This window comes from Streptomyces sp. NBC_00483 (assembly GCF_036013745.1).
In the GTDB taxonomy this organism is placed as follows: Bacteria; Actinomycetota; Actinomycetes; order Streptomycetales; family Streptomycetaceae; genus Streptomyces.
Map to the genome: position 1 here is coordinate 6827068 of NZ_CP107880.1, position 18379 is coordinate 6845446.

Below are 18379 nucleotides of genomic sequence, written 5' to 3' on the forward strand. Positions count from 1 at the left end.
CGTATGGGGGGAGTGGGGGACACGTGCACAGCACCAGAGGCGGGGTCCAGCAGGCAGGCCCGTACCTCCTGCTGACGTCCATCGATCCCATCGACTCCATCGACCGGAAGGTCAGGACGCCCTCCGCCCGCCACATCGCCCGAACCGCCGACGGTGACCGCACGGTCCTGCTCAGCACCCCCGCCCCCGGCGTCGACCCGAACCGCTTCATGGCGGAAGCGGACGCGGCGCGCTACCTGCTGGGCAGCTGGACGCTGCCGACGACCGAACTGGCGCCGCCCGGCGGGTCACCCTGGCACGCACGCCCGTACGTCCCCGTACTCCCCCTACCGACAGCACTCGCTCTCCTCGGCGCCCCGCTGCCCGAGCGCACGGTACGCGCCCTGGGAGTCGCACTCGCCGAAACCCTGTCCGTCATCCACGGCCAGAGCCTCGTCCACGCCGGGATCTCCCCGGCGGCGGTACTGCTCTCCTTCGACGGCCCACGCCTCGACTGTTTCGGCGCGGTACGCGCGGCGACACCCGACGGAGCGCTCCGTCGCGACCTGCCGGGCATCGACGGCACGGCCCTCGCCCCGGAACAACTGGCGGGCGGACAACCGCGCCCGCTCGGCGATGTGTACGCACTGGGCGCGACACTCGCGTACGCCGCGACGGGCCACACGGTCCCCGAGCGGGACGAACTCCCGGTGTCACTACGCTCACTGGTGAGCAGATGCCTGTCGCGTGACCCGGTACAACGGCCCCAACTGGCAGATGTCGTCGGCGAGTTGACGGCTGGGGCAGCCCGCCACCCGGTCGGCTTCGGCGCCACCGACCACGCCTCGACGCTCCTCACGCCCGGCTGGCTGCCGGCCCGCCTGGTCGCGGCGCTGGCACACCAGGCGGCGTCGGTGCTGGACGCGGAGATGCCGGCGCCGTCGTCGACGACGGCACCGGGCACGTACGGGTACTAGGCCTCGCCGCCGCCATTGCGCGGAGCCGACTCCAGGTCGAACTCCCCGTCCCTGGCACCGAGTACGAACGCCGTCCACTCCGCCTCGGTGTACCGCAGCACCGTCTCCGGCTCCAATGACGAACGCATCGCCACGGCGCCGTCCGGCAGCTTCGCGATCTCGACGCGCTCCTCGTCCTGCTCGGTACCGGGCGCGCTCTCCCACGTGACGCCGGAGATGTCGAGCGCGTACAACTCGTTCTTCTCGCGCTCCTTACGGGCCTCGATCTCCTCCGGCGTCTCGCCTGTGGTCCCCACGCCGCATCAGCCCTTTCCGTAGTCCTGCGGTAACCACGCTCAGCTTAGTGAAAGTTGACCGTCGACCACGGTGAGCCGCTGGAACGGGACTCTTTGGTGGAGGAAGCGGTCCGATGGGCCCACGGGTCCCGTGTGTCCGGGAGGATGTCCTGACGCATCAGCACGGGGAGGACCCCAGCAGTGAGCAGCAACCATCCGGGCCCGTACGCCGGCGGCCCCCAACAACCGGGGCCCTACGGCGCGCAGCCGGCACCGTACGGGCAGCCGCCGGTTCCGCCGTACGGACAGCCAGGGCAACCTGGACCGTACGGGCAACCGGGGCAGCAGCCGGGTCCGTATGGGCAGCCGGGTCCGCACGGGCAGCCGGGGCAGCCGCAGTTCGGCGGTTACGGGTTCCCGCAGCAGCCGGGTGGTTACCCGCCGCCGTCACGCCGCGGCGGTCTGGCGAAGACCTTGGTGTTTGTTGCGTGCGGGGCGGCGCTGATGACGCTGATCGGCTTCGGTCTGTTCTGGATCCGCGACGCGCAGGGCCCGGACGACGACGGCCCGCACAAGCTGACGGCGCCGTCGACGATGTCGTTCGCCACGTACTACCGCGCCGGCGACGAGTCGGACCCGCACCTCTCGTCGGAAGACCCCAAGGTGTTGAAGTGGCACGAGATGGAGAAGCCCACGGAGATCGCCGCCAGCTACTCCGACGAGCTCCTCGACAACGTCGACACCCCTGACCCGGACGCGGCCCAGGACACGTTGCAGCGTGCGCAGAACGGCAAGCGGTTCTCGGTTACCGGTGCCTACGGCGAGTTCCGCAAGCCCGAGCTGGCCTTGTCCTACTACTTCGGCCTCGTGGAGGACAAGCTCACCGAGGCCACGGACAAGGCCCCCGGCCACGTCGTCTCGTCGCTGGACGTGCCGGAGGACACGGAGGCGGACTCGCTCGAAGGCGGCGCGGTGATGAGGTGCGCGGGCTTGAAGGTGGACAGTTGGGACGACGACAACCCGGCCACTGAGACGACGGTGTGCGGTTGGGCCGACTATTCGACGGTCGGAGTGGTCACTCCGTACGACGGGACTCTCCCGGTGTCGAAGGAGGACTCGGCGGAGCTCACGGGAAACATCCGCACCGCAATGCGCGTCGAGAACTAGACGCGCAGGTGCAGACGTGAGGCCCGTGACCAGGTGGATGGTCACGGGCCTCGGTGCGTCAGGTGCCTACTGGCGCGGGGGACCCCACTGCGGGGGCTGCTGCTGGCCGTAGGGGCCGGGCTGCTGGGGCGGGGGCGCGTAGCCGCCTTGCTGGTAGCCGCCCTGTTGGTAGGCGTGCGGGGGCATGGTGCCGGGGGCACCGGGTCCGCCCGGGCCGCCGGGGCCACCGCGGTTGTTCTTGTTGCGGGAGACGACGACGATGACGATGACCACCACGATGACTACGAGCGCGGCGATGCCGATGCCGACGTATAGCAGCATGTTGGAGCTGTCGTCCTCCGACGAGTTGGAGGCGTTGCCGGTGGCGGGGGAGGGGGACGCGCCAGCCTTGTCACCCGAAGCCTTCGGGAGTGCGGACAGGTCCCAGGGGCCGTTCGCGCCGCCCTTGGGGATGTTGGCGGTGAGGGCCTTGAGCGGGCTCAGGTCGCCGTAGCCGTGGTATTCGTCCGGGAGCTTCGACTTGTCGACGCCCTTGGCGATGTACGTGGACTTGATGACACGGTTGACCAGCTGGCCGGGGGTGTAGTCCGGGTACTTCTGCTTGAGGAGGGCGAAGGTGCCGGAGGCGATGGCGGCGGACATTGAGGTGCCGTCGCCGGTGACGTAGTCGCCGCTGACGAACTTGCCGTCGGCCTGGTAACCGCCATTGCTGGTGGCGACGATGATGTCCTTGGCGGGGGCGGTGAACATGAGTTTCTTGGAGTAGTTCTCGTCTTCCCAGGGGGTTCCGTTCTGGATGGAACCGCCGACTTGGGTGACGCCAGGCACGGAGCCGAGGCCGCGCTTCTCCTCGACGCCATCGTTGCCGGACGCCTGGACGACGACGACGTCGTGGGCGAGCGCGTAGGCGATGGCCTTTTTGTCGATTTCGTCTGCGTATTGTTGCTCGATGGAGATGCTGATGACGTCGGCGCCTTGGTCGACGGCGTAGCGGATCGCCTCGTCCCATTCGCAGGCAGTCTTTTGGTCCTTGCCGAAGCCGCGGCCCTCGGAGGAGAAGATGTCCACTGGCAGGATTTTCGCGTCGGGAGCGATGCCCAGTACGCCTTCGCTGTTCCCAGCCCCGTGGCCGTGGCCCGCGATCAGCGAGGCCATGCCCGAGCCGTGATCGTCGAGCTTCTCCTCGTTGGCCGGCTTGCCGTCCGAACAGCGCTTGCCTGCAAGCACGTTGCCCGTCATGTCGGAGTGCGTGCCGTCGACGCCGTCGTCGAGTACGGCGACGGTGACGCCCTTGCCGGTGGCGACTTTGTGGACGGCGTCGATGTCGAACGCCTTGTTCTGCCACTGGTTGTTTCTGGTCGCGTCCGCCGAAGCGGTGGACGCGGTGCCGAGCGCCAGGGCTCCCACCATGGCTGCGCCACCGATTGTGCGGAGCGTCCTGTGCGCGAAGCGCATGCTCTGACACCTTTCTGCATCGGGTTCGTGCTTGTCGTACGTGGGGCCCGCGACCGGGTGGTCGTGGGCCCCGTGAACGCTATCTCGTTATTCGATGACGGGCGGGTTGGCCTTACGGTCCTTGGGCGTCCAGGTTTCCTTGTCCTCGGAGAGGTAGTCAGGAAGACGGCTGTTGTTGCCACCCTCGCCGCGCTGCTTTCCGGCGCCGCGTCCGCCGGCGGCCCCGGCAGGGCCGAAGCCGCTGCGGCCGTTCTGGCCCTTGCCACCGGCGCCGGTACCGCCCGCGCCGGCGCCACGATTGCGGAGCCCCGAACCGCCAGGGGTGAATGCCCCGCCGGTCTTGCCCTTCGCTCCGCCGACGACGCCGCCCTTCGCACGTGCGGAGGCGCCCGTCCTGCCCGCGCCGCCCTTGCCGGCGGCTCCGCCCGCGCCGTGGGCGCCACCGCCCATGCCGCCCATGCCGCGGCCGGCGCCCTTGCCGGCAGCTCCGCCCGCGCCTCGGCCCGCCGCTCCCGAACCTGTACGTCCGGCCGCGCCACCACCGGCTCCGCGGCCCAGAGCAGCCGCGCCGCCGGCCATACCACCGGCGAGACCGCCGGCCATGCTGCCGCCGATGCCACCGCCCGCACCGGCTCCTGCACCGCCGCCGATGCCGCCACCCGCCCCGATGCCGCCGCCTGCCCCGAGGCCAGAGCCCGAGCCGGTACCGATGTTGGGGGCGGCACTGTCGAGACCTGTACCGATCTGGGAGGCGTCCGGAATGCCGCCACCTGAAGTGGTGGGCGACTTCAGGCCGTTGTTGTCGAAGTGCGGGATGCCCTTGCCGGATCCGACGCCACTACCGATACCGGTGCCACCAGGAATGCTCGGGTTGGTTCCGCCGCTGCTGGGGACATTCACGTTGCCAGGGCCGCCGCCGATGTCCACGTTGTGCGGCTGGAAGGTTTGACCTGTGCCACCGCCTTGGTCAAACTGCGACGATGTCGACGTGTAGGACGCCGCCAACCCCTCCAGCTTCGTAGCGGCCTGCAGCGACGCCTCCCGCTTGGCGCTCATGCTGCCACTCCACGTTTGGATGACCTTGGAGGTTTCCATCCCGGAGGCGATGTCCGCGTCGATGCTGCTCTGGGCTGCATCGGCCGCCTTCATTTTATTGAGGAAGGAAACCGCGGCGGTAGCGCCGTAGGTACTAGGGGCAGCCAGCACCGCGGCTACATCCGAGGAGTTCATGCTGCCGAAGTAGTCGCTGACGGAGTCCTTCGCCTCGTCCCACCAGCTGACGTCGAGGTCGTCGACCGCCGTCTTGGCCTCGTCGAGCCTGTCCGCGGCATCGAACATCCCATCCGAGGTGAGCTTCGCTGAACTGCCACCTCCGGCGATCTCCTTGCTGATCCTGCCGGCTTCCTCCGCGAACTTCGCGGCGGAGTTCCCCTTCCAGCTCTCCAGGACCTTCTTCACAGCATTGTTGAACTGCTGCAGGACGCCGCCGTCCCCGTCCGGACCGACAAGGTCTTCGTGGACGTCCTTCCAGGCCTGCGAAACCTCCCTCAGGAGCCCGGGGTTGGCATTGGCCACCATGCTCTTCAGGGTGTCGAGGTCCTTCGTGTTGAACGGGGTGTCGAAGCCCCTGCCCGAGGCACCCTCGCCTCGGCCGCCCGTTGGTGCGCTTCCCGTCATCTCGCCGTCCCCCTTCAGGCGTTGCGGTTGGCGACGTTTGAGCCACCGCCCGTGTTGTTGGCCTCGGCATCCTGGTACGAGCCGCGAGCGCCGCCGTTCGTTTCCTTGACCGAGTTGTCGGCCTCGGCGTCCTGGTATGCGCCGTGGGCCTTCCGTGTCTTCTGGCCGAACTTGTCGATCAGACCCTCGATCTTCTCGATCATGTCTTTCTCGATGCGGGTCTTCATGTCATCGTGCGCGGTGGCCAACTTCCGCGCCTCATCGAAGTCCCCCAGCGCTGCACTCGGAACGTACGTCGAGTACGTCGCCTTCCGCTTCGGACCACCCATGTCCGCCAGGACCTGGTTCAGTTCCTTGACCACCTGGTCAAGGGCATCGAGATCGACCTCGTACCCGTCAGCCATCGCAGGCCGCCTTCCCCGTTTTCTTCTGTAACTCTGAAGTTCTGTTGTGCCGCGTGTAGTTGGACGCGCAGTGATTACCTCAAGAATCGCCTGAGACGCGCCGAACTCACAAGTTCAACACAGGTTCCCTCACAGAACGTCCTCGCCCCGCCGCCGCAACCAGTCCCGCCGCGCCATCGCGCCCGCCGCGATCACCGCGAGGCCGATGCCGCCGCCGATCACCAGGTACGTGCCGTAGCGGGAGTTGCGCTCCGCCGGGGTTTCGCCCAGGGTCAGTTGCGCGGCGGTGATCTTCTCGCCGCCGCCGGCGTTCGTGCCCGCCGCGCCCTGTAGGTTCTCGTTGGTGATCTGCTCGGTCGGTGCGGTCTCGTCCTTGACGGCGGCCACGGGGTCGATGACGCCCCAGCCGATGTTGTTGTCGCGGTACGCGTGCGAGCGCGAAGCGGTGTCCTCGAGGTGCCAGATGATCTGCTCGGGCTTCCAGCTGGGGTGCTTCTGCTTGAGCAGGGCCGCCACCCCGGCCGCGTACGGGGCGGCGAACGACGTTCCCTGGTCGACGCATTGGCCGCCCTGGGGGACGGTCGAGACCATGTCGACGCCCGGGGCCGCGATGTCCACGTGCTTGTTCGGCGTGGAGAACGGGGCGCGTTCGTTGTTCCGGTCGGAGGCCGCGACGGACAGGATGTTGGGGTTCTTGAGGGCCGCCGGGTAGGTGTCGGAGGCCTTGCCGGATGCGCCGCTGTTGCCGGCCGAGGCGACGATGAGGACGCCCTTGTCCTCGGCGTTGTTCACCGCGGCCTGCAAGGGGCCGAGCTTGGACACGTTCGCCGTCGTGCCCTGCGAGATGTTGATGATCTTGGCGCCGCCCGAGACGGCAGCGTTGATGGCATCAATCATGGTCGCCAGGTTGCCGCCCTCCTCCGCCGTGCTCGTCTGAAGGGGCAGGATCTTGGCGTGGGGGGCCAGACCGTGGAAGCCCGAGCCGGCGATCGGGGAGGCCGCGATGATGCCGGCCACCTTCGTGCCGTGGCCGACACCGTCGGTCGTCGCCTTGGAGCCCTTCGCGAACGACTTGCCGCCGAGGACCTTCCCCGCCAGCTGCTGGTTCTTCGTGTCGACGCCGGTGTCGATGACCGCGACGGTCTCGCCGTCCCCCTTGAGCGACTTGCCCTCCCACAGCTGCTCCGAGATGACGCGCTGCAGCGACCACGGTGTGCCCTTGATGACATTGCCGCCGAACTGGCAGTCCGTGGAGGCCAGTTGGGTGCCGTCGTCGGCGACCGCGGGGGTCGCGGTCAGACAGGCGAGTGCGGCCGTCGCCGCGAGCGCCGCCGCCGTGCGGCGCGCGACAGCAGTAGATGCCACGGTGGGTGCCACGGTCTCTGTTCCCCCTATGAGTTCTGCGTTACGAGTTCGGCGTCAGGAGTTCTGCGTCTGCTTGGCGGCCGTGGTCGTCAGGTCGGGCCCGGACGGCAGGAGCTTGGACCACTGGGCGGGCACCGATACCTTGCTCGTCTTCTCGTAGCCGAGGCGGATCTGCGCCTTGCCGACCTCTTCCTTGTCCGAGCCCGACCCGTTTTTGCCGGAGTCGTTGTTGACGGGAAGGTAGTAGCGCAGGCCCGTGTCGGTGACCAGGTAGTTGAACCCGGTGGCGGACTCGCCCTGTTCCTCCTGGTAGAGCAGGCCGCTGCCCGGGCTCACGTACGAGGACGCGCTCGACGCGACCGAAGTGATGGGCAGGGAGGAGCCGGCCCAGGCGGACAGGTTGCTGGCCTTGCCGCCGTTGTACACGGAGCAGGAGGTGTCGTTCGAGCCACCGTTGGCGAGCGAGACGGCCTGGGTGGGCCAGGTGTCGCCGCCCGTCAGGCTTCCCTTGCCCAGGGTCAATTCGCCCTGCGTGATCGTAGCGATCCGGGCGTTGCCGCTAAGCGTTTCCCTGAGTAGGGCCGTCTGGAAGTCGGTGACGGGAATGACCCGGTTCTGCTCGACCAGGTAGTGCTGGCCGCCGTTGGTTTGCAGGAGTGTGCCTGTGGTGCGGTACTTGGGCGGTACGCCGCTTGCGCTGGAGGAGTTGCCGGCGCCCGGCACGGACGGCGCCGAGATCGGCGCTGGGCTTTGGGTGAGCGTGCCGAGCCAATCGTCCGTGACGGTGCGCGGCTTGGCGTGGTCGCCGAAGAGCGTGCGGACGAGTTGGTCGAGGCTGAGGGCGGGGCTTCCCGCGAGCTTGTACGCGACGCCCTTGTTGCTCACCAGATACGGCGTCCTGGCCTCGTCCTGGACGTACAGGGCCTTGCCGGAGTCCAGCTTGCCGGAGCCCTTCGACGAGACCTTCTTCGCGTCGTCCTTGTCGAGTACGAAGACGGTCTGCTGCGTGGACGTGGACATCGCGTCGGCGCCGCCGATCGCCTGCTGGCACAGCGCCCACGCCTTGGCCGTGCCCGCGTCCTTGTCGTTCGGCATTCGGTCGGGGGCGTACGGAATTCCGACCATCGAACCCTGGGCGATATTCGATTCGTCGAGGAACTTCTCCTTGACGGTCTTCACGGAACCCTCACCGCTGTTTTTCGGGTTCAACAGAAGCTTCGCGGACGCGAGGTTGAGGACGGGATGCAGAACGGGCTTGTCCTTGCCGTTCTTATCCTTCTTGTCCGACTTGAGTACGACGTACCGCGTCGCCGACGGATCCGTGACGATGATCCCGGCCTCGGGAGTGTCCCAACCCTTCGGCGCCACCGGGCTGATCATGCCGCAGGCGCCGAAGCCCGCCAGCACGACCACGGCCATGACGATGCCCGGGACCGCGTGCTTGAGCGGCCGCGGGGCGCTGTCCACCGATCCATTGGGGAGTGGTTTGAGAAAAGCGGCAACGGTCCGCTTGCGTGCGAAATTGTAGGCATTCAGCTCATCACGACGTGATGCCATCGTTACGTTTTCTCCCCGTCCTCGCTGGACCGTGCTGGACTATTGCTGCGGGTCCACTTCTCGACCACCCCCGGCGCATGCGCCGCACGGGCCTCTACTATGCCGTGTGGTGATCGGGCCGTAGCGTACGGGTACGGTTTTTCCACGCGCCAGCCGACGTTGGGTCCCGATGGCCCCGGGGCGGTCCGATTCCGACCGATTCAACCCAGCCGGCCATCACGAATCATCACAGCAGCGAGCGAAGGAGCAGGGCGGGGGATGTCCAGCGCCAGCAGGACCCGACAGCGTGGCAATCAGGGGCGACCGGCCCCGAACGGGCGCCGCGGAGGGGGCCGTTCCGGCGGCCGCCCCACCGGCCGACCCGGCGGGCAGGGCGGGCAGGGCGGACGCGGTAGCCGTACCGCGCAGGTCGCTCCGCCGCCGCAGCAGCAGGCCGCAGGTCCGGCGAGGCCCAAGCTGCCTCGCAAGATCGGCAGCTTCGGACCGATCAGCACGCACCACTTGGTCATCATCGAGATCGCGCTGGCGCTCGTCGTGGCGGCCGCCGCGATCAAGGCCGTGCTGATGCTGCCCGCCGCCGTCATCGGTGGGCTGCTCGTCTTCCTTCAGCTCGGCCGGCGCCGCCGCCACCCGCTTCCCGAGTGGATGGCGATCGGCCGCGCCCTCAAGCGCCGCCGCCGCGCCTTCAACGGGCCGCCGCCCGCCGACATCGACAGCGGCTTCGCGCCGCTCCTCGAGGCGGACCCCAGCCTGCGCACGTACGAGTACGAGGCCCGGGACCGGCGCCTCGTCGGCTTCGTCGGCGACGGCTCGTTCCTGACGGCACTCGTTCAGGTGGACTCCGCGCCCGGCCCGCTGCGCCCGCAGGGTGACGCGCGGCCGCTGCCCGTCGAGCTGCTCGCCGAGACCCTCGACGTCGAGGACATTCACCTCGAATCGGTGCAGTTGGTGCAGTACACCCAGCCCGCGCCCGCCCCGCACCTGCCGCCGCAGGCCCTCGCCGCGCAGGCGTACGCCGCGCTTCAGGCGCAGGCCGGAACGCCCGCGGTGCGGATGACATGGGTGGCGCTCAAGCTCGACCCCGAGCTGTGCCCGGAAGCAGTGGAGGCCCGTGGCGGCGACCTGCGCGGCGCCCAGCGCGCCCTGCTGCGCGCCGCCGACCAGCTGATCAGCCGGCTCAACGGACAGGGCTTCGTCGCCGAGGTCCTCGACGAGAACGCCGTCCTCTCCGCGCTCTCCGTCGCGACCTGCGTCAACCCGCGCGCCAACCTCAACGCCCAGTCGCAGCAGGGCCGTTCGGGTCCGCGCACCGAGGAGAGCGTGCGCGCCTGGCGGTGCGACGACCGGTGGCACGCCTCGTACTGGATCGGCACGTGGCCGCAGCTCGGTCGCGGTGGCACGCCGCTCGGCGCGCTCGCGTCCGGCCTGTCCACGACCCGTACGCTCGCGACGACGTTCAGCGTCGCCCTCGCGCGCGCGGGCCGTGAGGACGTCGCGGTGAGCGGGCACGTACGCCTCTCGGCGCGCAGCGAGAACGAACTCGGTCAGGCCAAGCGCGAACTCGAGCGCGCCGCCTCCGGCCTCAAGGCCGGCCTCGTCCGACTCGACCGGGAACAGCTCCCCGGCCTCCTCGCCACCCTTCCTCTCGGAGGCACGCGCTGATGAGCACCCCCGGCAACCAGGATCCCCGCCAGCAGATGACGCCCGAGCAGCACGCCGAGCACGAGCGCCGGGCCGCGGAAGCGGCCGAGCGGCGCAGGCAGTGGGAGGCGCAGCAGGCCGCCGCCCAGCAGCAGCCGACGCCGGAGGCCGGTGGGTACGGCTACCCGCAACAGCAGCAGCAACAACAGCAGGAACAGCAGCAGTTGACGCCCGAGCAGCACGCGGAGAACGAGCGCCGTGCCGCTGAGGCGGCGGAGCGGCGCAGGCAGTGGGAGGCGCAGCAGGCGGCCGCCCAGCAGCAGCCGACGCCGGAGGCCGGTGGGTACGGCTACCCGCAGCAGCAGCCGACGCCTGAGGCGGGCGGCTATGGCTATCCGCAGCAGCAGCAGCAGCAGCCCACGCCCGAGGCCGGCGGCTACGGCTACCCGCAGCAACAGCAGCAGCCGACCCCGGACCAGAGCGGCTACGGCTACCCGCAGCCCACGCCCGAGCAGGCTGCGCAGCAGCAGGCGGCCGCCGAACAGGCCGCGCAGCAGCAGGCCGCCGCCCAGCAGCAAGCCTCGCAGCAGCAGGCCGTCGCGGCCCAACACGCCGAAGAGCAGCGGCAGTTGCGCGTCCGCTACCAGGAGGAGCAGCGCCGCGCGGAGGAGGCCGAGGCGCGCCGCCGCGAGTGGGAGGACCAGCAGCGCCAGCAGCAGATGGCGCAGCAGCAACAGCTCGCGGCCCAGCAGCAGGCGGCCGCCCAGCAGCAGTACGCGCAGCAGCACCCGGACCTGCAGCCGCAGGACCCGTCCCAGGGTGTCGTCGGCGGCATCGCCCAGGTGCCGCAGCAGGCGGCCCCCGCGGCCACCGGCGCCACCATGACGTACGCGCCCGCGCCGGAGGTCGGCTCGGGCCGGCCCACGCACCGGGCGCTCCCCGACGACCCCGCGCACGAGGACGACTTCGCGGAGTTCGAGGAGGAGTTCACCAGCCCCGGCTACGGGCTGCGCGGCCCGCGCCGCCGTCGGCACGTCATGTCGAAGAAGTCGCTCGGCTCGCTCGGCGTGAGCGTCGGTGACGACGGTGTCGTCATCGGCGTAGACCCGCAGGGCAGCCCGGCCGTCCTCGACGTGCTGCGGCCGAAGCCCCGCGAGATCCTCGTCGTCGGCTCGATGTGGACCGCGCAGATCATCGCGCTGCGCACCGCGGCCATCGGCGCCCGGATCGCCGTCGAGTCCGTGCGGCCCGCCGCGTGGGCGCCGATGGCGCAGGCCGCGGGCGGCGGACTGCAGTGCGTCTCGGTGTACGAGCCGCGCCAGATGGCCGCGCAGGGCGCGTCGGTGGCGAGCCCGGTCCTCGTCGTACGGGACCTGGGCGCACAGCCCGGGCGTTCCCAGATCGCGCCGACGCCCTGGCAGTCGACGCTCACCGTCGTGCCGTTCCTCGGCCCGCGCGCGCCGCGGCTGCTCGCCCGCGCCGACGTCATCGGACTGCAGAACCTCTCCCCGCAGGAGGCCGAGGCCATCGGCCGGGTGCTGCGCCTTCCCGAGCAGCTCACCCAGACGCTGCCGACGCTCAGCGACGCGACGATGCTGTGGATCGCGGGCGACAAGCGACAGTTCGTGATGGTGCAGCCGACGGAACCGGAGACCGGACTGCTCGGCGGCCCGCGCCGGATGGACTGACACCCGGCGGCCCGCGCCGGATGGACCGACGCCCGGCGGACCCCGGCGTGCGATGTCCGGTGGAGTCCGGCGTGCGATGCCCGTAGGACTCAGGCGTGCGACGCCCGCCGGACTCAGGTGTGTAACGCCTGTCGGACTCAGGCGTGCGACGCCGGCGGGCTCCGGCGTGCGGCGGGTGGTCCCGAAGAGGCGTGGGGTGGCCCCGTGGAGAGCGGGTACGCGACGTGTACCGACGGGTACGTGACAAGTACCGCCTTTACGGAGGCCGCCCCGAACCGTTTACGCTGTCCGGACGAACGGCTGAGACGCAAGTGACGCGGGGCCGCCGCGACGGTCGGGGGCGACGACGAGCGACCCACACCAGGTCCCGCCGGAACCGGTCGTTCAGGTGCACAGCAGAGACCAGGAGGCACAGTGACCAGTGACCGGGACCAGCGGAACCCGGAACCCGGCGACGGTTCGATCGAGACGGAGCTGACGGGAGAGTTCCGGCTCGATTTCGACGCGCCGTCCTGGTACGCGCAGCCAAGCGAATCATCGGGTGCGACGCCGCCGTCCGGCACGCCCGCGCCCCCTTCGTCCGACACGGCAGGGGGGAGCGCGACTCCGCCGCCGCCCGCGCCGGGTCCCCCGTCCGAGGGGTCTGCGCCGCCGCCGGCCGCTCCTGGGTTCCCGACTTTCGGGGGTACGACGGGTACGGGTGCGGGGGAGGCTGCTCCGGCCGCGCCGCCGGTTGCTCCCGCCGCGCCGCCGGCTCCTCCTGCTGCCGAAGCCGATCCCGCCGCGTCGAGCCGCCGGTCCGGGACCGTCGACCCCACGGGCGACCTGTGGGGGGACGACGACGATGACGATGACGACGACACCGGTGACGGAGCGGACTCCGGGACGGCGACGTCCGAGACCGCGACGTCCGGGGGCGCGCCCGACGTGAACCAGGCGGCCGCGCCTGCCGGTTCGGCCGCGCCTGGCGCTCTGCCGGCTGCGGATGGTGCCGCTCCGGCGGCGCCCCCCGCTCCGACCGCGCCGCACGCGGCCCCTGGTGCACCCGCGCCGCAGCCGCCTGCCGACGGTGGTTACGGCTATCCGCAGCCCATGCCGCAGCAGCAGCCGGTTCCCGGTCAGCCGGCCCCGGCCGCGCCGCAGCAGCCCACTGCCGATGGTTACGGCTATCCGCAGTCCGCGCCGCAGCCGGCTCCCGGTCAGCCGGCGCCGCAGCCGCCCGCCCCTGGATATGGCTATCCGCAGCCGCCGGCGCCGGGTTACGGCTACCCGCCGCAGCAGCAGCCGGGCCAGCCGCAGCCGCAGCCTCCGGCCCAGCCCCAGCCCCAGGCGCAGCCCGCTCCCGGTCAGCCCGGCCAGCCGATGCCTCCGCAGCAGCCGGGTCCGTACGGCCAGCCCGCTCCTCAACAGCCGGGCCCGTACGGCCAGCCCGCCGCTCCGCAGCAGCCGGGTCCCTATGGTCAGCCCGCGCAGCAGCAGCCCACTGCCGATGGTTACGGCTATCCGCAGTCCGCGCCGCAGCAGCCCGCTCCTGGTCAGCAGGCGCCGCAGCCGCCCGCCCCTGGTTACGGCTATCCGCAGCCGCCGGCGCCGGGTTACGGCTACCCGCCGCAGCAGCCGGGCCAGCAGCAGCCGCAGCCCCCGGCCCAGCCGCAGCCCGCTCCCGGTCAGGAGCCGGGCCAGGCGCCGCCCGCGCCGCAGGGCCCGTACGGCCAGCCGCCCCAGCAGGGCCAGCCGGCCCCCGGTCAGCCGGCTCCGGGTCAGCAGGCCGCTCCCGGGGCTCCCGCCCCGAACGCGTACCCGCAGCCGGCCGTCGACCCGCGCGCGGGCTGGGACCCGGGTGCGGGCCAGCAGCGTTCGGCGCCCGGCGCCCCGCTCGGCTACAACGCGCAGGTCGAGCTCAGCTCGGACCGTCTCCTGCGCAACCAGCCGAAGCGCAAGAACAACAACAAGGGCCCCAGCAAGTTCAAGTTGGGCGCCAAGGCGGCAGAGGCCGAGCGGCAGCGCAAGCTCCAGATGATGCGTACGCCGGTCATGTCCTGCTACCGGATCGCGGTGATCAGCCTCAAGGGCGGCGTCGGCAAGACGACCACGACGATGTCGATCGGCGCGACCCTCGCCTCGGAACGTCAGGACAAGATCCTGGCGATCGACGCCAACCCGGACGCCGGTACCCTCGGGCGCCGCGTACGCCGCGAGACCGGCGCGACCATCCGCGACCTGGTGCAGAACATCCCGCACCTGCACTCGTACATGGACATCCGCCGGTTCACCTCGCAGGCCCCCTCCGGCCTGGAGATCATCGCCAACGACGTGGACCCGGCCGTCTCGACGTCCTTCAACGACGCCGACTACCGCTCCGCGCTCGACGTCCTGGGCAAGCAGTACCCGATCATCCTCACCGACTCGGGTACCGGTCTCCTCTACTCCGCGATGCGTGGAGTCCTGGACCTGGCCGACCAGTTGGTCATCATCTCGACCCCGTCGGTGGACGGCGCGTCCAGCGCGAGCACGACCCTCGACTGGCTGTCGGCGCACGGGTACGCGGACCTCGTCCAGCGTTCCCTCACCGTCATCTCCGGTGTCCGCGAGACCGGCAAGATGATCAAGGTGGACGACATCGTCAGCCACTTCGAGACGCGTTGCCGCGGCGTGGTCGTCGTCCCGTTCGACGAGCACCTGGCGGCGGGCGCCGAGGTCGACCTCGACATGATGCGCCCGAAGACGCGTGAGGCGTACTTCGAGATCGCGGCGCTGATCGCCGAGGACTTCGCGCAGCGCGCCGAGTCCCAGATGCAGGCGGGCGGGATGTACGGCGGCCAGCAGCCGGGCATGCCCCCGGCCGGCTTCCCGCCGCAGCAGCAGGGCTACGGGCAGCAGCCCCCGGCGGCCCCGCAGCCGGGCCAGCAGGGTTACGGCTACCCGCAGCAGCAACAGCCGCCCCAGGCCCCCCCCCAGCAGCCGCAGCAACAGCCGCCGCAGCAGCCGGGTGGCGGCGGCCTGCCGTCCGGCTGGACGACGCAGCAGCCGCCGCAGTAGGCGACAGCAGTACAAGTACGAGAGAGGGGCCCCCGTCCGACGCGGACGGGGGCCCTCCCTCGTACGGGTTACGAGTTCACGGATTCACGGGTTTACGGGTTCACGGGTTCACCGCTGGAAGGTGGCCCGCAGATGCTGATCGAGCCAGGCGGTCCATGCAGGCAGATCGATGTTGCTGTACGAGAAGGGGTACGGCCCGTGCGGGCCGGTGATGAGGTCGAGCGAGTCGTGGCGCGCCACGAACACCGTCTCCAACTGCCCGCCCGGCCGCCGGTAGTCCGACGGGAACCACATCTCGATCTCCTGCCAGTAATCGGTCTGCGAGTTCCGGCCGCCGCTCGGGGTCCCCTTCTTCACCTCCGCCTCGTCGAAGCGGAAACCGAGGTTGGCGTACGCCTGCAGCAGCGTGTCCTGCGCCGGCAGCGCGTGCACCTGGATCTCGTCGAAGTCACCGCGGTCCACGGCGTTGTCGACGGTCAGCTCGGTACGCACCGCGACCCGCGCCCCCTTGAGCGGCCGCCCACCGAGGACGTGCGTCAACGGGGTCTCCCACGGCACCTCGAACGAGACCTGGCCGTCCTTCGTCTCCCCGGCCTTGAGCTCGAACTTCTCGCCGAGCACAAGGGACTTGACGACACCCGGGTTGCTCCACAGGGTCTCGGTCTCCTCCCGGTCCTCGAACCGGGTGACGATCTCGATCCGGACCCGCTCCACCTCGATGTCCACGGAGCCGCCCTTCAGCTGCACATTGCAGTGCAACTGATCCCCGGGCCGTACGGCGCTCGCACTGAGCGTGGTCTCGACCTCGGGCGCACCGACACCGAGCGAACTGAGGAACTTCCGAAAAGCCACGAATACCCACTCCCCGGGCCGCCGGCTCCGTCACCTGGACCGTCCAGGCACCCACCCCGGGCCCGCCGGGGAACCCTAACGTCGCACTGCGATGCGGCGCTGCCGTACGGATGTTCAGAGCAGAAGGTCCGTCGCCAAGGAGGCTACGACCCAGGCCACCAGGGCAGGGTTCGGCGTATCCGGCTACACCTTCGGGATGAAGGCGGGTGGAAAGGTCTTCGAGGCCCCACCGGAGAAAGGTCTACCAGAGCACGATCCGGAAAATGATCGCGCCCAGCAGCCCAACCCCACCGATCACCCACAGCCATTCCTCTGTGGCCTTAACGAGCGGCGGCTCCATCCGGGTCGCTTCGTTGTGGCTCGGCCCGATTCCCTTCTTGGGGAAAGAGCCGGCGACGGCGCACGTGATGCTGTAGCCGAGCAGGATGAGGCAGAAGAACGCGACGCACAGGTTGTTGGCGACGGATACGAGGTTCGTGACGGAGAGCTCGCCGCTGCTGGATCGGTTGGCGGCCAGGCTCGGCTGGTTGTCGTAGATGACGCCATAGGCACCGTCGTCACCGCCGTGGAGCGTGATCTCGGTTTCCTTGTCCGTGATCTTCCCGTCGGCCGAGCGATAGCTGCCGGTGCAGGTGGCGCTCTTCAAGGACTGCCCTCCGTGGCCGCCGCCGCTGCGGGAGGCGTGCGACGTGTACTCGGCGACGCACTTGGTGACGGTGAACTTGCCGGGTGTGCCGAAGAGGCCGGTCGCCGTGGTGGCGTGGGAGAACGTGAGGAAGATGGCGATGATCGACGCAACTCCGAGCACGATTCCGAACGCGCGCCCGATGGGGGATGGAGGAATCACGGACGACACGGTGTTGCCCGCGTTCGCGGCAGTCCGTGCGGACGGCTGCGGTGGCTGTGGCATCGGTGCTGACGACTTCAAGGGGACCCCCAGGGGAGAGGACGGAGACGGAGGGGCAGCATCCGCCGGCTCCGGACGGTTCGTTCGGAGTCAGGCGTTGAGCATGATGATCAGTGACGCCAGCACGCCCACGACGCCGACCGCTACGAGGCTCGTCACGACGCCGCGCGTGCCGGTTCCGAGGTCCTGTCGCCAGGAGGCGGAGAGGGCTGGGGACTTGCCGCGGGGGCGGGGCCAGTTGGCGAAGTGCGCGAAGGCCCCGAGCCCGAGGAGCGCCACTCCGAGGGAGACCAATGCGGCGGAGCGGGCCGTCGCCGATGAGTTGGCGGGGTGGTACTCGTCCAGGAACTTCGCGAGGAACCCCCCGCCGTCCAGTCGTCCGACCGTCAGTTTCGTCCCCTTGCCACCGGAGTCGAGGAGACGGCTGAGGTAGGCATCGCCGTCACCGGCGGGCGCCGTGTCACGGGTCAACTTGATGGTGGTGGACGTGCCCTTGTCGGACCCGCCGTCGGACCGGAACGTCCCCCGGCAGAACACCTCGAGATCCTTGTTGACGCTCGTCGTGTGGCCGTGAGCGGGTGCGATCTGCTCGCGGGCGCACGACGTGGCGGTGAACTTCCCGCGTGTTCCCACATGACCGCTGTCGTAGCCCACCAGGAACAGGCAGAACGCGATCATGATCAGCGCGATCCCTATCAGAGCGACACCGACGATATTTCGTTCGTCCTCTGATGTTGTCGTACGTGACTTGGTGGGGGAACTCACAAGAAGCTGGCCTTCGTAGGGGCTGATTCGGGTGGTCGGGGGACCGGCGCGTTGACCGCCCGCGGGCAGCTGAACGCTAGCGGACCGCGGTGAGCGGGGTGCGGGCGTCGTGTGAAGGTGGTGCTTCCCCTGCGCTGCCTGTGATGGCGGTCGACTAATGTACCGGCTTGGGTTCCGGAAGTGGACCCTACGGTCAAGGAGAGCAGGGGGAAGGCATGGCGGGCTCAGGCTTCGATGTCGACGCGGATGTATTGAAGGCACAGGCCCGGTCCTTTGATCGGCTGGCTTCGGATTTCGCCTCGAAGTCGAAGGACTTCAAGGACAAGGTCGACCGCCTGGAGAAGGCGTGGGGCGACGATGACGTCGAGCTCGCGAGCCCCATCATCGATGTGTACAAACCGGTGAGCGCCGGTATCCGCGACTCGCTCGAACACCTCGGTGAGGCTCTCAAGGACATCGGTAAGAATCTCGACTCCGTGGCCGAGGGCTACGACCAGACGGAGCAGGAGCACCATCGCGCGCTGATGCAGGCGGCTCAGCAGAGTCGCGGCTGAGCAGGCAGCGAGCGCCCGTCCCGCAGGCCGGGCGCGTGTGATCCATCCGCATTCTTTGTCGCAGCGCGACGCCGTGT

The 18379-nt window shown here is 69.9% G+C and carries 15 protein-coding genes; 6 read left to right on the forward strand and 9 right to left on the reverse strand.

What is annotated here, in order from left to right:
• Positions 1-23 precede the first annotated feature (23 nt).
• Positions 24-956: a serine/threonine protein kinase gene (locus tag OHA73_RS30725; protein ID WP_267069019.1), complete on the forward strand. Its 933-nt coding sequence runs from the start codon at positions 24-26 to the stop codon at positions 954-956.
• On the opposite strand, the gene OHA73_RS30730 is transcribed toward OHA73_RS30725, so the two are convergent.
• Entirely contained in the window at positions 953-1252 is a 300-nt protein-coding gene (locus tag OHA73_RS30730; RefSeq protein WP_266714822.1) for a DUF397 domain-containing protein, read from the reverse strand. The two genes, OHA73_RS30725 and OHA73_RS30730, sit on opposite strands and share 4 nt — an antisense overlap.
• Before the next feature lie 180 nt (positions 1253-1432).
• Between OHA73_RS30730 and OHA73_RS30735 the strand changes: the two genes are divergently transcribed.
• Complete coding sequence (locus OHA73_RS30735; protein ID WP_327656640.1) at positions 1433-2398, forward strand: collagen-like protein; 966 nt, start codon at positions 1433-1435, stop codon at positions 2396-2398.
• Between the two features lie 66 nt (positions 2399-2464).
• Here OHA73_RS30735 and OHA73_RS30740 read toward each other — a convergent pair whose 3' ends face one another.
• The 5 genes from OHA73_RS30740 to eccB all read right to left on the reverse strand — a co-directional run bounded on the left by OHA73_RS30740 (position 2465) and on the right by eccB (position 8856).
• A complete protein-coding gene (locus tag OHA73_RS30740) occupies positions 2465-3853 on the reverse strand; it encodes a S8 family serine peptidase (protein ID WP_327656641.1) in 1389 nt (462 codons plus the stop codon).
• Between the two features lie 87 nt (positions 3854-3940).
• Positions 3941-5530: a WXG100 family type VII secretion target gene (locus tag OHA73_RS30745; RefSeq protein WP_327656642.1), complete on the reverse strand. Its 1590-nt coding sequence runs from the start codon at positions 5528-5530 to the stop codon at positions 3941-3943.
• 14 nt (positions 5531-5544) lie between these two features.
• The gene (locus tag OHA73_RS30750) at positions 5545-5934 is read right to left on the reverse strand and encodes a hypothetical protein (RefSeq protein WP_327656643.1); all 390 of its coding nucleotides are present in this window, start codon (positions 5932-5934) and stop codon (positions 5545-5547) included.
• Between the two features lie 129 nt (positions 5935-6063).
• Positions 6064-7311 (reverse strand): type VII secretion-associated serine protease mycosin, encoded by a 1248-nt coding sequence (gene mycP / locus OHA73_RS30755; protein ID WP_327656644.1) that lies wholly within the window; start codon positions 7309-7311, stop codon positions 6064-6066.
• Between the two features lie 42 nt (positions 7312-7353).
• Complete coding sequence (gene eccB, locus OHA73_RS30760; RefSeq protein WP_266714828.1) at positions 7354-8856, reverse strand: type VII secretion protein EccB; 1503 nt, start codon at positions 8854-8856, stop codon at positions 7354-7356.
• Between the two features lie 258 nt (positions 8857-9114).
• On the opposite strand from eccB, the gene eccE reads away from it, so the two are divergent.
• The 3 genes from eccE to OHA73_RS30775 all read left to right on the forward strand — a co-directional run bounded on the left by eccE (position 9115) and on the right by OHA73_RS30775 (position 15224).
• Positions 9115-10518, forward strand: a complete 1404-nt coding sequence (gene eccE / locus OHA73_RS30765) for a type VII secretion protein EccE (RefSeq protein WP_327656645.1) — start codon at positions 9115-9117, stop codon at positions 10516-10518.
• On the forward strand, positions 10518-12185 hold the full coding sequence (locus OHA73_RS30770) for a hypothetical protein (RefSeq protein WP_327656646.1): 1668 nt from the start codon (positions 10518-10520) through the stop codon (positions 12183-12185). The genes eccE and OHA73_RS30770 overlap by 1 nt, the downstream gene beginning before the upstream one ends.
• Before the next feature lie 1092 nt (positions 12186-13277).
• Complete coding sequence (locus OHA73_RS30775; protein WP_327656647.1) at positions 13278-15224, forward strand: AAA family ATPase; 1947 nt, start codon at positions 13278-13280, stop codon at positions 15222-15224.
• A gap of 108 nt (positions 15225-15332) precedes the next feature.
• Here OHA73_RS30775 and OHA73_RS30780 read toward each other — a convergent pair whose 3' ends face one another.
• The 3 genes from OHA73_RS30780 to OHA73_RS30790 form a co-directional block, all read right to left on the reverse strand.
• Positions 15333-16076 carry a sporulation protein gene (locus tag OHA73_RS30780; RefSeq protein WP_266714832.1) on the reverse strand — a complete coding sequence of 248 codons (744 nt, stop codon included), beginning with the start codon at positions 16074-16076 and terminating at the stop codon, positions 15333-15335.
• A 241-nt stretch (positions 16077-16317) separates the two neighbouring features.
• Entirely contained in the window at positions 16318-16923 is a 606-nt protein-coding gene (locus OHA73_RS30785) for a hypothetical protein (RefSeq protein WP_266714833.1), read from the reverse strand.
• Between the two features lie 150 nt (positions 16924-17073).
• Positions 17074-17661 carry a hypothetical protein gene (locus OHA73_RS30790; protein WP_266714834.1) on the reverse strand — a complete coding sequence of 196 codons (588 nt, stop codon included), beginning with the start codon at positions 17659-17661 and terminating at the stop codon, positions 17074-17076.
• Between the two features lie 302 nt (positions 17662-17963).
• On the opposite strand from OHA73_RS30790, the gene OHA73_RS30795 reads away from it, so the two are divergent.
• Positions 17964-18302 (forward strand): WXG100 family type VII secretion target, encoded by a 339-nt coding sequence (locus OHA73_RS30795; RefSeq protein WP_266714835.1) that lies wholly within the window; start codon positions 17964-17966, stop codon positions 18300-18302.
• Positions 18303-18379 lie beyond the last annotated feature (77 nt).